Raw genomic sequence first — 15,153 nt, forward strand, 5'->3', positions numbered from 1 at the left:
AGGTTTGAAAAATTAGTGTTTAACAAATAAGTGGCGTGGAAAGTCACACAGCGTTTTTGCTCCATCATGGGTAATGACGATACTTTCCGTTGTTTCTAACCCCCAATCTTTGAACCACAGCCCCGGCATAAAATGGAATGTCATGCCTTCTCTCAAGATGGTTTTATCGGTGTCTCGCAAACTCATGGTTCGTTCCCCCCAATCTGGCGGGTAGCTCAAACCTATTGGATAGCCACAACGGGCGCCTTCGCGTGAGAATCCCGCTTTATCGAGAACCTGGTTTAGTGCATTGGCGATGTCGGCGCAGGTATTTCCGGGCTTTGCCACTTTTAGGCCTGCTTCAAGTCCTAAAGTTAGGGCTTCGTCGGCTCGTTTGAACTTGTCGTCAGGCTCGCCAAGAAAAATAGTGCGTGAGAGTGGGCAATGGTAACGTCGGTGCGCCCCTGCGATTTCAAAAAACGTCCCTTCGCCTTTCTTGAAGGGTCTGTCATCCCAAGTCAGGTGAGGTGCGGAAGCATCAGAACCTGATGGCAAAAGCGGCACAATCGCGGTGTAATCGCCAAAGTGGTCTTCATGCCCGAGCACGGCTTGGCGGTTAATCTCGGCAACAAGGTGGTGTTTCGGTAATCCTGGTTCAATCATGTCGAACGCGACGCGGTGCATATTTTCAACAATGCGAGCGGCACGGTACATGTATGCCAGTTCTTGATCGGATTTAACGGCGCGGCACCAGTTGACTAGTCCAGTTGCATCGAGAAGTTGAGCATTCGGTAGGTGCGTAGTGAGTGATTCGTAAGCGGTGGCGCTAAAGTAATAGTTATCTTTTTCTACACCGATGCGACCACGATCCCAAAGGCGCGGAGCCAGTACGGCTTCGACCAGGAAATCCATCGGGTGTAACGGCGGGTTCATTACATAATGGTCTGGATAGTAGGTGATGTTTTCTGCCGACATATACGCAGTCCTGTATGCTCCGTTGGCATCTTGGCAGCGTCCAAACCAAACTGGCTCATCAGATGGACCAACAACGACACATTGTGGCACGTAAAAAGACCACCCATCATAGCCTGTCAGCCACGCCATGTTAGAAGGGTCATGAATGATAAGGACATCCAATTCTCTTTCTTCCATCGATTGCCGAACTTTCGTTAACCGATCCTGGAACTCATCCAGTGTAAAATGCAAAGCAACGCCTCTCATATTTTCTCCTTGTTAGAAATCCGACGCCTTATGGGCCTTCGGAGACGCTGAGGTATTTCTACCTTCTACCAGCTAGCCAGATCTGCGTTAAAAATGATTGCAATTTACCTCTGGGGTTGTATTTGGATTGAACGATGCTGTTTAACATGTTTGTTTAACCCATACATTTCATGTCAATCATTACAATTGTGGTTTATTTTTGTGCATTTCACCTCGTTTTGTGAGTTAAAGTTCGCCATTTGTTAAATGGAAGTTACAATGAGCGTTAAAAATGAATCAATTAAAATATTGTGTCATGACAATTTCTTTGAACCCGATCATTCGGCCAGGCACCGCTAAATACATCTCCATTGGTAACTATCTTGTCGAATGTGTCCGCAGTGGTTATCTAAAACCGGGAACTCGATTACCCACACATCGTGAGTTTGCAGAGCAAATTGGCGTCAGCGTACAAACGGTGAGCCATGCATATGGTTATGCAGAGAAAAAAGGGGCGATCGAGTCTTGGGTTGGGAATGGTACTTTTGTCAAATCAGGTTTTGTGGATGAAAGTACGGACACGGAGTTCATGCTGACACAAGAGATGAAAGAAACGCCGGATGAAATTGATATGTCGATTGCACATCCAGTGGTGACCGATCGCCACATTACGCTTTTTAATCAGGCGTTAATGGAGATTGCTGGGCAAACAAACAATCGTGGTTTGATCAGTAAAGCAAAGCCGGTAACAGGTCAGCCTCATCATATTGAGTCAGGAGCACGATTTCTAAGTAGCCAAGGGTTGGATGTGGGTGCCGATCAAATATTACTCACAAATGGAGCATGCCATGGTTTAACGTTGGCTTTAAGCACAGTTGTTGAACACGGTGATTTAGTTGCTTGTGGTCACTTGGTTGATCATGGCTTGATCTCTCGCTCGAGAATGCTTGGATTTAAGTTGCAACCACTTGAAATGGATGAGTTTGGTATAACGCCGGATGCATTTGAATGGGCATGTAAACACAAACCAATCAAGGTATTGTGTTGCACACCGAGCATGGCTAACCCGACTAGTGCGCATATGGATGTTGAACGCCGAGAGGCGATAGCGAATATTGCGCAGCAATACGACATCTATGTCATTGAAGATGACGTGTATGGAGCACTAGAACCTAACCGTGTCCCACCCCTTGCCACATTGTTACCCGAACAAGCTTTCTATGTCACCAGTTTAACCAAAGTTGTAGCGCCAGGCATGCGCACTGGCTATCTGACGGTCCCACGTCATTTTTTGCAGCACGCGATTGGTCGTTTAGCGGCAACGAGTTGGTCCGCGACTCCATTACCATTTGAAGTCGCTCATTTGTGGATCGAGAACGGTACGTTAAATCGACTTATTCGCTTTCAAGTCAATGAGTTTGCTAAGCGACAGCGAATAGCAAAAGCCGCTTTAGAAGGGCATGTTTATAGCTCGCACCCGAATGGACAGCACATTTGGTTGAGACTACCCGAGCAGTGGAATAGCGATGACCTGGTTGCTTCGGCAAAGCGTTCAGGGGTGCAGATCACGGGATATAAACCGTTTGTTCTCGATACTAATCAGCCAATGCCTTACGTGCGAATCAGCTTGGGAGCAGAAACAAACCGAGGCTACATCAAACACGGGTTATCTGTGATTGCTGAAATTCTCGATACCAACCCTCCCACCTCACACTTTTTGGTTTGAACGATAGGTTATTTATGCTTTTAACTGATGGGCTTAAACGTTTGTAACTGAGTTTTTTCTTGTCGCCATTGCCTTGGCGATTTTCCCGTCCAGCGACGAAAGTGGCGGCTGAAGACCGCAGTTTCTGCATAGCCCAGTTGCAACGCGATATCGGTAATACTCTGAATATTCTCATGCAATCGCTGTTCGGCGAAATCCTGACGCACTTGTTGTAAAAGCTGTCGATAATTTGTGCCCTGTTGTTTCAGCTTGTTTTGCAGCATTCTCGGATGCAGGTCCAATGCTCTTGCAACGCGCTCAACGCTGCATTCTCCGGTTGAGAGCAGACGGCCAATCATGTTTGCTGCTTGGTCACTGAGATTGTTGGGGTAACGGGTTTGCAGCTCTTTGAGGTGCTGTTGAAAATGGCGCTCTAGTGCGTCTTCATCTTGGTGGTTCTTAGCGTTAAGCAGAGTCGCTTTAAGTAGGATACCGTCAAACTTATCACCGAAACGCAGTTTGTTCTGCTGGGCAAACTTGCTTTTTTCTACTTCCAATGTTGCGTGTTGAGTCAAATGTAGCGCGAAGTGACTTGCTTCAATATCAAGCAGACTGGCAATAAACATCGCCAGATGCGACACACTGAGCTGCATCAACTGCGCGATACCTCGTTCGCTGTGCACATCAATATTGAGCGACAACCGTACCCAATCATCTTGTGGCGTCATGTTGAGAGTGACCCCTGACGAATGCAGATAGAGAAAATCATTCACCCGCGCCAAGGCTTCACCGACCGTTTGCGCCCGGGAAACCAGCATTGGTAAGTCTCCCAAGCTCTGTAGGTTTTGACGCTCGGCGAGCAACACGCCAAACAGCGGTTGCTGACAACGAGCAGCCGCTTCCTCCAGCAATTCAGCCAGCCTAGGGTAGGCGAGATACGTATCGGGATTGCGAAACTGCGCCGCAGACAGGCCAACAGCGGCCATTATCTCTTGCGGATTCTGACCTAATTCTGAAACCAAGCTATCAAATTTATCAGCAGCGCCACTTCGTACGATATACATGTCTCGATTTTAAAATGTTAACAGGTTGTAAATCGCAATGTATCAAATTTACTTCGCAAAAGGTCAAGTGAGTGTCAGTGAGTTGATCTAGGTTACATTTTGATAACAACAACGCGTGGATGAGAAGGTGTATGGAACTTATCAATAAAACGGCCATTGTGACTGGGGCAGCTGGTGGAATTGGCCAAGCCATCATTGCAAAGCTGAGAGAGCAAGGAGCCAAAGTGCTTGCTGTCGATATTTCAGAACAATCACTGCAAATGTACACAAGTTTTGACCCAAAGCAGTTGGGAACCTTTGTCGCGGACGTCACCGATTACCAACAAGTTGAAGCTATGGTGAAGTACGCGGTTGAACAGTTTGGCTCGCTTGACATCATGGTTAACAACGCAGGCATTGGCGCGCCGAAACCTCTGCTTGACCACGACCCAATTGCCGATTTTGAGCCGATCTCAAAGGTCAACCAAAATGGTGTCTACTACGGCATTCTCGCCGCTGGGCGACAATTCCAAGCACAAGGCACGCCGGGCGTGATCCTCAATACTTCTTCTGTTTACGCACGAATGGCGTCTGAGATGACCTTTACCTACAACGTCAGTAAAGCCGCAGTCGATATGATGACCAAATGCGCCGCATTAGAACTCGCACCATTGGGTATTCGTGTTTGCGCTGTCGCTCCGGGACGCGTTGATACTCCGATGTTAAGGCAATACGAAGAGATTGGCCTGTGGGACCACATCCGCAAAGAACAGATGCGTCAAAACTTCACACAACCAGAAGAGATTGCTGATGTGGTGGCGTTTCTGGTCAGCGAGAAAGCCAACTGTATCAACGGCTGCACCATCAGCGCATCTGACGGTTTCGAGAATTTTAAGTACCCACTTATGGGATAGGCGAGTACGCCACATTACAGCAATAGCGAGGATGTAAGTTATGTCATTACCAGAAGTTATTCAGCACCAAGATTTCTTATTAACTCTTAATACCAATGAGGAGTCGCTCATCAAAGACGCGTTACCGGGTGTGGATGTTTACCCGTTGTTTCTTGACCCAGAAAACGGTACTTGGGTGATTCGTGCCAAATTCAAGCCGGGCGTGACTTTACCTAAGCACTTCCATACTGGTGTGGTGCATTTCTATACACTGAGTGGCGCTTGGCACTACATTGAATACCCAGACCAAGTCCAAACCGCTGGTAGTTATTTGTATGAGCCAGGTGGTTCGATTCATACCTTTCACTGTCCAGAAGAGTCGGGTGGTGCTGATGGCTTTATGGTGATCCAAGGTGCGAACATTAACTTTGACGAAGAGGGTAACTTCATCAACATTATGGATGCAGGTTGGATTGAGCAAGTGGTGGTTGCCGCTGCCAAAGCGCAAGGCTTCACTGCGCGCTATATCAAACCGGGTGCGATTGCTGGCCTAAGCGATGAGCTAGCGGAGTAACCCCATGCAACAGATGAACAGTATTGTAATGCAGGATGGCCGAGTCCGCCTGCAGCAAGTCGAAATCCCTCAACCCGAAGCGGGACAAGTGTTGGTTCGCAGCCTTGCCTGTGGCATTTGTGGCTCCGACCTTCACATTACTCGACACGCGGATGAGGTATTTGATGTATTCCACCAGCTCGGGTTGATACCTGATGAATCCGGTGAGCACGCTCAAGTGATGTTAGGGCACGAGTTCTGTGCGGAAATTGTCGAATACGGTGCCGGTACGCAGCAAACGTTGTCCGTTGGTAGCCGAGTCACCTCTGTGCCGATGTTGCTCAGTCAAAATGGCGCAGGCGTTGGTGTTACTCCGGGTACTTATGGTGCTTACTCTGAGTACTTCCTGCTTGATGAAGCGTTATTGCTGCCTGTCCCAGACGAAATGCCGTCTGAGGCGGCGGCGTTAACCGAGCCGCTGGCGGTCGGTTTGCACGCGGTCAATCGCAGTGAAATCGAAACGGAAGAAACCGCGCTGGTTGTCGGTTGCGGCCCTATAGGGCTGGCGGTGATTGCTGCACTGAAACAACGTAGCGTGAGCAATATTCTTGCGGTCGATCTTCAGGAAGAGAAACTGCAACTTGCTAGTGAGTTTGGCGCAAATCGATTGATCAACCCGACCAAGGAAGACGAGATCGCCGTTGGTGAGCAGTACGCGATGAATTCACGCCTGGTCATTTATGAGTGTGTTGGCAAGCATACCTTGATTGACGATTTTCTGCGCCGCGCTCCTGCCCGAGCGCGAATCGTCATCTCGGGTATCCATACGACACCCGCAATCATTAACTACGCGTACGCGACGGTAAAAGAGCTCGATTTGAGATTCTCTTACTACTACCAACCGCACGAGTTTGAGCAATGCCTACAAGCGATTGCCGAACATAAGTTGCCTTGGCAGAAAATGCTCACCGCCAAAGTGGGAATCGATGGTGTCGAAGACGCATTTACAAAGTTAATGACGCCAAATGATCACATCAAAGTCGTTATCGAACCTTGGCGCAGCGGCGCGTTAGAAGTGATTTAACTCTTAGCCAGATTAAGCTAGCTAAAACCAATTTTAGTTTGGTGACAGCCCCAACCGTAGCAGCTAGGTTGGGGCTTTTTTGTTAGGCCTGTTCTGCGCATTCCTGTTGCAGAGCAGGGTAATCGGTGTAGCCTCGTTCGTTTCCGCCAAACAACGTTGAGCCATCGAGTTCTGCCAACGGATGGTGATGTTGCAAGCGAGAGACTAAGTCTGGGTTTGCTACGAATGGCCGTCCGAATGCGACAAGATCCGCGTAGCCTTTCTCTAACACTTCGTTTGCTCGTTGAGGATTGTAGCGACCTGCGACAATGATAGCGTTGCGAAAGCGCTTTCTAAGTTCGATTCGGAACGTCTCTGGAATCGTTGGTGCATCGGCCCAATCGGCCTCGGACAAGTGCAAGTAGGCAATGTCGCGCTCCTGTAGCTGTTTTGATGCCTCTAAGATCGTTGGCACGATATCTGGGCAGTCCATATCTTTAAAGGTAATGAATGGTGCCAATCTCACTCCAACTCGATGCGCACCAACAGCGGCGATAACTGCCTCCACTACTTCGATAAGAAAACGGATACGATTTTCTCGTGAACCGCCGTAGTTGTCTGTTCGATGGTTTGAGTTGGTTCTTAAGAACTGATCGATCAGATACCCATTCCCGCCGTGGATTTCTACACCATCAAAACCCGATTCAATGGCGCGTTTGGCTGCGTTCGCGAAATCACCGACAACTCGGTTGATATCTGCTTGTGTCATGGCGCGAGGCTCAACACAATCGACCATATTGCCGTTGCCTTGTTCATCTGCAATCCAAACTTGCGTCTCTACCGGAGCGAGCGCAGATGGCGCGATAGGCTGTTCACCATTTTGGAATGTTGGGTGAGACACTCTGCCCACATGCCATAGCTGACAAAACATCGCTGCGCCTTGTGATTTGACCGCTTGGGTCACACCTTGCCAGCCCGCCACTTGCGCATCGGTGTAAACGCCAGGGGTGAACGAATAGCCTTGAGAATCGTCCGAAATTTGCGTGGCTTCGGAAATGATCAGCCCGGCAGAAGCGCGCTGTTGATAATACGTTGCCATCATCTCATTCGGGATGTTGCCCGGCTGAGTGGTGCGTGCGCGAGTCATTGGTGCCATGACAATACGGTTTTGTAGTGACAACGATTTCAGTTGAGCTGGCTCAAACAGCTTATTTGTTCTTTGTTGCATGTTGCGCTCCTTAGATAAGTACAGGCACGTTGGTCGCTTTACGAGCGATTGCCATCCAGTGAAGTACGGCTGGATCCCATTGCACTTCGGGCGCACTGAAAAAGCCGCGTAGAATGGAAAACATAATGGCTTGATCAACCAGTGACGTTTGCTTTTCTGAACTTAGGTTGAGCAAGGGTTTGGTTTGTTCTATCAAAGCGGCGACTTCTTTCGCAATCGCAGGTGTATCGTTAATCAAAGCTTCAAAATTTAACGCTTCGGTTTCTTTTTTTGCACGCCATGCTTGTTTAGCGGTTTCTGTTGCAAATTCCGGTAACGTCATGTTTGACCAACGCGGATACCCGACTTTTTGTAGCGGTAAAAACGCTTGTTTTTGCCAGTCTAAAACCGGTTTGGAGGGTTGGCTGTTTTCGCTGGAAGATGCCAATTCAAGGAAGTAGTTGATGATGTCTAAGCTTTCCGCCATGGCTTCACCATCGTCTTTGATCAAAAGAGGAACTTGTTTTGCGCCGATGAGGTTTGTGGTGGTGCTCTCGTCGTTATAAGCAATGTTGATGACATCCAGCTTAATATTCAGCATGCCTGCAACAAAACGGACGCGGGCGCTAAAGGGGCAATGTTCATAAATGTACAGTTTCATTTTTTGTTTCCTATCTCTTGGCTGGGCAGGGCGTGTTGTTGTGCGTTGTACAGCGTTACGGCGTTTAACTTTTCCCTGTCACATAACGTTCTGGGTCTAAACAATGTCGATAGGGTCAGTATATGGATTCGACTTAATTTGATAATTGGGTAATATCTAAATTGATTATTCAGTTTTTCCAAATAATAAGAGCACGAAGATGGATAAGTTTTCGGATATGACGTTGTTTGTCAGCATCGTTAAACATCAAGGTCTGGCGGCGGCGGGAAGGGAGTTAGGTTTGTCTCCGGCGACGGTAACGGCAAGGCTGCAAGCGATAGAAGAACGCTATGGCGTAAAGCTGCTCAACCGAAGCACACGCCACGTATCACTCACGGACGCAGGGGCAATGTACCATCAAGCTTGTCTTAACATCATTGATAGCGTGAAAGAGACGGAAAACTTGCTGCAAACGGGTATTTCGCAAGTGCGCGGAACGTTGAAAATTTCAGCTCCACGAGATATTGGCAAACAAATTATTTCGCCGATGGTGTCGGCTTTTTCTGAGCAATATCCGGATGTGACGCCTTATCTTTATCTTAATGACAATTTATCGAACTTGGCTGAATCGGGGCTCGATTTGGTGATTCGTTATGGCGAGTTAGCGGACAGCAATCTCATTTCGCGCAGGCTGGCGTCGAGTCAACGCGTGCTGTGCGCATCACCTGACTATTTGTCGAAGCAAGGTGTCCCAAACTGTCCACAAGATCTCGCGGACCATCGCTGCTTAGCCATGGTGCGCAGCAATGAAGAATTAAAAACGTGGCACTTTAAAGATGAAGAGTCTCACCAATCGATCACGGTCACGCCAAAGCGATTTTCTGATGATGGTGAAGTGATTCGACAATGGGCGTTGGACGGTGCGGGGATTGCGTTGAAATCGATTTTAGATATTCAGCAAGACCTCAAAAAACAACGTTTAGTAACGGTTTTGGATGGGTATATGAAAAACTTCAGCGCCTTTTCGCAAGGCGCTGAAGCGGATCTACATGTCATTTATCAAAGCCGCCAATATCAACCGAAAAGAGTTCGCCTGTTTTTGGACTTTCTAGTTGAGCAATTTAGCGCGCTGAGTGATGCCAGCAATCAGATCTAGATGCGATTCAGAGGTTTCTCGGCGGTGGCGATAAATCCCGACGGTGCCAGGGTTTGGTTCGTTTTCCATGGTTAAGCATCGTAAGCCAAAGGATTCCAAATACGGTTTGAGGTGCCCGGTATAAGACATCACCGCGACGCTTTCTTTCAGTACATCAATACTGGCGAGCAGAGAATCCACTTCGTAAGTCGGTCTGTCATCCAGTTGCTGCCTTTCGCGTTCATTTTGCTTCGGGATTGGGTTATCGATGACGTGAGCGAATTTCTTAGCATCATAAGTGACCGAAAGAGCTGGGTATTCGTGCAGCATATCTTCGGTGACGGTTTTCCCTAGAAGTGGGTGGTTTGGGGAAACAAAATAGGCATCAACCGTTTGAAATAGCGGAATAAACGTAACATCACATTTAGACGACAAGCCGACAATCTCGTGGCCGATGAAGAATTCAATCTGTTCGTTGATTAATGAATCCATCAAGCCTAAGTGGTTGCCAAATTCGACGTGCGTAGATGCCGATGGCTGCTTGGTCAGATGTTGATTGAGTGCTTGTTTGACGAACAGCGGCCACCACGCATCGCCAGTGCCCATTTTAATTTTTCCGACTTGGTACTGTTTCCGTTCATCAATGCTTTGCATCATTTGGTTGTATTCATGCTGCATCGCGTTGCTATGGCGATAGAGGATGCGTCCGTATTCGGTCAACACCATGCCATTAGGATGACGTTCAAACAGCGTCACGCCGAGATTCTCTTCCAGCTTCTTTAAATTGCTTGTTACCGTTGGCTGGCTTAACCCTGCCATTCTTGCCGCAGCGCTGATGCTTTGGCAGCGTGCAACCAGTAAAAATTGCTGCAGAGATTTGTCCATTTTCTTTCCCCTCTAAGAACGAGGGGTATTTTGCACAATTTCATTTATAAATCACAAATCTGTAATCTCATTTGATTGAAATTATGCGCATTTCATAGATCTACATCACTGTTGGGGTTTGACGTATAGATGTTATCTATAGCTCGCTCCTGACTTCCTATTTTCCCCTCAAAAAGGTGTTCTTTAGACTGTCGCCAAAACAACAATCTAAGGGATGAACATGAAACCGAGTTTTATTGCGCTTGCTGTCGCGTCTTGTATTGGTCTTGCTGGATGTGGGTCAGATTCTTCTGATGCGCCAGTGCCGGTCGACAAACCAATTATTTCAGCCGACTTATATTTACGTGGTTTAAATGGGGATTGGGGCACGGCAGAGCATGCCAAGCTAAACTATTTGGGTAATAACGAGTACGAAACCGTACTGCGCGTCGCTCGAGGTAGTAATCAGTTCAAGATTGCTGATCCGGGTTGGCAGATCCAATACACCTACTTTGAGGAGCCCGCGGCGTTCGATAAAGCTCAGGAGTACCTGCCAAAACCAGACACGAATGAAGCGTGTATGAACGATGATTGCAACTCTGAGATCACGTTTGAAGACAAAGGGTATTACAAGTTTTCTGTGAGCTTTGCCGATGAAAGTCGCGCGTCAATGACTGTGACGAAAGCAACACAAGAAGAAGCGGAAAAATACTACTCTGATGCGATTCTCGACCCTGCAATGGTGCATGAAGGGCATCAGAGCAAAGAAGTGAAACTGTTCGCCAATTACGATGACTCGAGTGATACCGTGATTTTCTCGGTGAAAGATCCTAAAGCGGAGCTGCGTGAATTTGGTATTTCAACGACGACAGAATTGCGTGATGCGCTCGACCAAGGCTTAGTGATTAATGAGCAAACAGGGCCGCGAGTGGTGTCGGGTGATGTCGCGTTTGACGCGTTGTTTGCATTGACGATGAAAGAGCTAGACCAGCTTGCCGTTTCTGAAATCAAAGACGGCAATTACAACTACAACAACCCAATCAAAGCGGAAGTTTTTGAGACGGGCGCGAAGTGGCATTACGTATGGACGCGTGATTTGGCGTACGCAGCAGACCTTTCGCTTGCATTGATGAATCCAACTCGCGTGCAAAATGGTTTGAATTTCAAATTGTCTGCTTTCCGCGACACGACCGATCAGCAATACGATGGCGAGCAGATTGTGCAAGACACGGGCACGGGCGGCAGTTGGCCAATCAGTACCGACCGTACGACTTGGGCGCTTGGTGCAGAACGCTTACTTTCGGCATTGGATGGGGAAGAGTACAACCAGTTTGCAGAGCGCGCATATAAAGCGATCAGTAATACACTTGAAGCCGATCGCCTGGCGGCTTTTGATGCGAAATCCGGTTTATACACTGGTGAGCAATCATTCCTCGATTGGCGTGAGCAAACTTACTCAACGTGGACGCCAAACGATGTCAATGCGATTGGTAGCAGCAAAGCGTTATCGACAAACGTGGTTCACTACCGCGCGATTCAGCTCGCGGCTAAGTTGGCAGAGAAGTACGACTCAACCAACGCGGTCAAATACACCGAGTGGGCTGAGCAGTTAAAAACCGCTATCAACGATCAGTTTTGGAATGCCGAACGCGGTATGTACGTAAGCTATTTGTTTGACAATGGCAAAGACATTGCGGTCGACAAATACGATATGTTGGGCGAAGCGTTGGCAATCATCAGTGGCGTGGCAAGTGATGCGCAGGCGAAACAAATCATGGCCAATTACCCACACAGTGAGTTTGGCGTGCCGGTTTACTTCCCTCAACAACCGGACGTGCCTGTGTACCATAATCGCGCAATTTGGCCATTTGTTACCGCGTACAGCTTGCGCGCCGCGCATCAAACACAAAATGTGGCAGCAGCGAACAATGCCATTCAATCGTTGGTTCGTGGTACGGCAACTAATTTATCCAACATGGAAAACTTAGAGTGGCTTTCTGGTAAGTCATTCATCATCCATAGTGATCATGGTGAAGATCCAAGCATGGATGGCCCAGTTATTAACTCTCAGCGTCAGCTTTGGTCTGTGGGTGGCTACTTGAACATGGTGGTAGAGACCCTATTCGGCATCCATACCGAAACGGGCAAGTTGGAAGTGAAGCCGTTTATCACAAGTTGGGTGCGCAATAACTTGTTGGCTCAGTCTGAACAAATCACGTTGGAAAACTTTGCCTTCAAAGGAAAGAACTACTCGGTAACGATTGACTTGCCTGAAGTAAGCAAAGATGACACAGGTTACTACCCAGTTGAAAATGTCACGATGGACGATGAGGGGCATTTCCACGTGACATTGGGCGCGCTTGTGAATGTAGATAGCAGCATTACTTTAGTTTCTGGTGTGAAACCGTACGCAAGTGGAGATAGTCGCGTTTATTCTCCGCAAGAGCCAACATTGGTGGTAAAAAGCGTTGATAATTCGGTTTCGATTGACGTGACGAGTAAGTACAACGTGAACTTGTATCGCAATGGCGAGCTGATTCAAAAGAACGTGATTGCTCAATCTTATTCCGATACGCCAACAGGTTTTGCTTGTTATTTGGCTGAAAGCATTAACGATAAAGGCTTCCGTTCTAACCCAAGCCAACCTGTTTGTGTCGGTGAAGAGATCCGCATCAAACTTGATGGCGAATATCAGCCACTCAAAGACAATGTCTCAGTGGTTACGGTGAGTAAAGACAGTGGCATCGTAAAAGGTGCAGAGTCGTTTACAGCCCCTGTAACGGGCACTTACCAGTTCGATGCTTGGTACAACAATAACCTAGGGCAACTTAATACTGGCATCACGAACACCGTGAAATTGTTAGAGGTATTGGATGATGCAGGTAAAGTGGTTGGTCAAGGTTACTTGCAGATGGGCCATATTGGTGAAAACCAAGGTATGCGTTACTCAACGCCAATTGAGGTGACGTTGGAGCAGGGAAAAACCTATCAGGTCGCGCTGAAGGACCACTTCAATATGAGTTACCTCAAATCGAATGAAACCTACATCTACGCAGGTGGTATTGAGGGTGAAAAGAACGAAGCGCAAATCGCAGATATTCGAATCACACCTTTAATGTAGGCTGTTTTAACAAAGCAGTGTTCTAGAAAACTGTGTTCTAAGAAAGACAAAGCCGCTGAGATTATCAGCGGCTTTGTTGTATTTGCTATCGGGGGCCGTTTACAGGTTAGTTTGCAGCTTGCGGACGAGGCTTACGGCGCTGACCTGACGGTTTGTTTCCTGCAGGCTTAGCATTGTTTGGCTTGCGGTTACCAGACGGTTTACCAGCGTTGCCACTCTTATTACCGTTTGGTTTATTTCCATTCGGTTTATTACCATTTGGCTTGTTGCCGTTAGGTTTGCGGTCATCTGGTTTACTGTTTGCACGACTTTGGCCTTCACGGTTGCCTTTAGGCTTGCCTGCACCGCCTTGGTTGGTGCTGTTTTTGTTGCCGTTGCTACCACCGTTGAAGCGACGTTTAGGTTTGTTTGCACCATTGCCTGCTTTCTTTTCGGCTGCTGGGGCATTTTCACTTGCAGCATTTGGCGCTTTTGGTTTTTTCGGCTTCTTAGGTTTTTTCGGTTTGATTGGGCGCGTATCCAGTTTAGATTCTGGCACCACATTGGTTGGCGCAAAACCTTCCAACTCTTTACGTGGTAGTACTTCTTGAATCAAACGTTCAATCGCAAACAACTCAGATGCTTCTAGCGCACACACCAGTGAAATCGCTTTACCTACTTCGCCCGCGCGGCCAGTACGACCAATACGGTGAACGTAGTCTTCTGCCACTTTCGGTAGCTCAAAGTTCACCACTTGCGGTAATTGCGGAATATCGATACCGCGCGCAGCAATGTCCGTCGCGACCAACACACGAATTTCACCCGATTTAAAATCCGCCAGTGCTTTGGTACGCGCGCCTTGGCTCTTGTTGCCGTGGATGGCAGCAGCCGGTAGATTTTGTTCGATCAGGAACTTCGCCAGACGGTTTGCGCCGTGTTTCGTTTTCGTAAACACCAGCACTTGCTTCCAATCGCCGTCTTTGATCAATTTAACCAACATCGGTGCTTTCTTCTTCACGTCTGCTGGGTAGATGCTTTGCTCAACCGTTCTCGCCGTCGAGTTTGCCGGGTTAACGGAAATCTCAACCGGGTTGTTCACCAAGCCTTTCGCAAGGTCGCGGATTTCATCCGAGAAAGTTGCAGAGAAAAGTAGGTTCTGACGCTGTTTTGGTAGCAGAGCTAGGATCTTACGAATGTCACGGATAAAGCCCATATCTAGCATGCGGTCTGCTTCGTCCAGTACTAGTACTTCCAGTTGGTCGAACTTCACTGCATTTTGGTTGTACAAATCCATCAGGCGGCCTGGTGTCGCGACTAACACATCCGCACCTTTGCGAAGACGCTGCATTTGCGGGTTGATCTTCACACCACCAAAAACAACCGCACTGCTTAGTGGAAGATGACGGCCGTACATAAACACGTTTTCTTGCACCTGAGCTGCAAGCTCACGTGTTGGCGTTAGGATCAGTGCTCGAACTTGGTTAGCACGAACGCGAGGGCCGTTCGATAAACGCTCAAGAATCGGTAGCGTAAAGCCTGCAGTTTTACCTGTACCAGTCTGCGCTGCTGCCATTACGTCTTTCCCTTCCAAAATAGCAGGAATTGCTTTTGCCTGAATTGGCGAAGGGGTGTCGTAGCCTTTCTCTTGAATAGCTTTAAGGATTGGAGCAGATAGACCTAACGAGGTAAAACCCATATGTATGATTCTCAATTGTAGAGTTAGATAACAACGCGCCGAAAACAAATCGGTGCGAAAAGTGCGACATTCTGA

At 47.9% G+C, this 15,153-nt stretch carries 12 protein-coding genes; 6 read left to right on the forward strand and 6 right to left on the reverse strand.

The features are described 5' to 3' along the window. Positions 1-12 precede the first annotated feature (12 nt). Positions 13-1,200 carry an ectoine hydrolase DoeA gene (doeA, locus tag R7F67_RS07570; protein ID WP_005373780.1) on the reverse strand — a complete coding sequence of 396 codons (1,188 nt, stop codon included), beginning with the start codon at positions 1,198-1,200 and terminating at the stop codon, positions 13-15. Between the two features lie 271 nt (positions 1,201-1,471). On the opposite strand from doeA, the gene R7F67_RS07575 reads away from it, so the two are divergent. After that, positions 1,472-2,905 carry a PLP-dependent aminotransferase family protein gene (locus R7F67_RS07575; protein ID WP_080996739.1) on the forward strand — a complete coding sequence of 478 codons (1,434 nt, stop codon included), beginning with the start codon at positions 1,472-1,474 and terminating at the stop codon, positions 2,903-2,905. A 20-nt stretch (positions 2,906-2,925) separates the two neighbouring features. Here the strand turns inward: R7F67_RS07575 and R7F67_RS07580 are convergent, their stop codons facing one another. Continuing rightward, positions 2,926-3,948, reverse strand: coding sequence for a helix-turn-helix domain-containing protein (locus R7F67_RS07580; RefSeq protein WP_054576148.1), 1,023 nt, complete (start codon positions 3,946-3,948; stop codon positions 2,926-2,928). 131 nt (positions 3,949-4,079) lie between these two features. Between R7F67_RS07580 and R7F67_RS07585 the strand changes: the two genes are divergently transcribed. Genes R7F67_RS07585 through R7F67_RS07595 form a run of 3 tightly spaced genes read left to right on the forward strand, consistent with a single transcriptional unit; the run spans position 4,080 to position 6,457 of the window. Then, positions 4,080-4,841: an SDR family NAD(P)-dependent oxidoreductase gene (locus R7F67_RS07585; RefSeq protein ID WP_054576147.1), complete on the forward strand. Its 762-nt coding sequence runs from the start codon at positions 4,080-4,082 to the stop codon at positions 4,839-4,841. A gap of 40 nt (positions 4,842-4,881) precedes the next feature. Beyond that, positions 4,882-5,394 (forward strand): 2,4'-dihydroxyacetophenone dioxygenase family protein, encoded by a 513-nt coding sequence (locus R7F67_RS07590; protein WP_017633584.1) that lies wholly within the window; start codon positions 4,882-4,884, stop codon positions 5,392-5,394. A 4-nt stretch (positions 5,395-5,398) separates the two neighbouring features. Then, positions 5,399-6,457: a zinc-binding dehydrogenase gene (locus R7F67_RS07595; RefSeq protein WP_017633585.1), complete on the forward strand. Its 1,059-nt coding sequence runs from the start codon at positions 5,399-5,401 to the stop codon at positions 6,455-6,457. 82 nt (positions 6,458-6,539) lie between these two features. On the opposite strand, the gene R7F67_RS07600 is transcribed toward R7F67_RS07595, so the two are convergent. Together R7F67_RS07600 and grxB are read right to left on the reverse strand one after the other, a co-directional pair. Beyond that, positions 6,540-7,664: an alkene reductase gene (locus R7F67_RS07600; protein ID WP_171342634.1), complete on the reverse strand. Its 1,125-nt coding sequence runs from the start codon at positions 7,662-7,664 to the stop codon at positions 6,540-6,542. A 10-nt stretch (positions 7,665-7,674) separates the two neighbouring features. Further along, positions 7,675-8,304: a glutaredoxin 2 gene (gene grxB, locus R7F67_RS07605; RefSeq protein ID WP_054729335.1), complete on the reverse strand. Its 630-nt coding sequence runs from the start codon at positions 8,302-8,304 to the stop codon at positions 7,675-7,677. 199 nt (positions 8,305-8,503) lie between these two features. Here grxB and R7F67_RS07610 point away from each other — a divergent pair, with 199 nt between their 5' ends. Further along, on the forward strand, positions 8,504-9,439 hold the full coding sequence (locus R7F67_RS07610) for a LysR family transcriptional regulator (protein WP_053304585.1): 936 nt from the start codon (positions 8,504-8,506) through the stop codon (positions 9,437-9,439). Here R7F67_RS07610 and R7F67_RS07615 read toward each other — a convergent pair. Further along, a complete protein-coding gene (locus tag R7F67_RS07615; RefSeq protein WP_158173387.1) occupies positions 9,392-10,303 on the reverse strand; it encodes a LysR family transcriptional regulator in 912 nt (303 codons plus the stop codon). The two genes, R7F67_RS07610 and R7F67_RS07615, sit on opposite strands and share 48 nt — an antisense overlap. A gap of 220 nt (positions 10,304-10,523) precedes the next feature. Between R7F67_RS07615 and R7F67_RS07620 the strand changes: the two genes are divergently transcribed. Continuing rightward, positions 10,524-13,403: an MGH1-like glycoside hydrolase domain-containing protein gene (locus tag R7F67_RS07620; RefSeq protein WP_318057132.1), complete on the forward strand. Its 2,880-nt coding sequence runs from the start codon at positions 10,524-10,526 to the stop codon at positions 13,401-13,403. 106 nt (positions 13,404-13,509) lie between these two features. Here the strand turns inward: R7F67_RS07620 and R7F67_RS07625 are convergent, their stop codons facing one another. After that, complete coding sequence (locus R7F67_RS07625) at positions 13,510-15,078, reverse strand: DEAD/DEAH box helicase (RefSeq protein ID WP_065275163.1); 1,569 nt, start codon at positions 15,076-15,078, stop codon at positions 13,510-13,512. Positions 15,079-15,153 lie beyond the last annotated feature (75 nt).

This window comes from Vibrio sp. YT-17 (assembly GCF_033337375.1).
GTDB lineage: Bacteria > Pseudomonadota > Gammaproteobacteria > Enterobacterales > Vibrionaceae > Vibrio > Vibrio alginolyticus.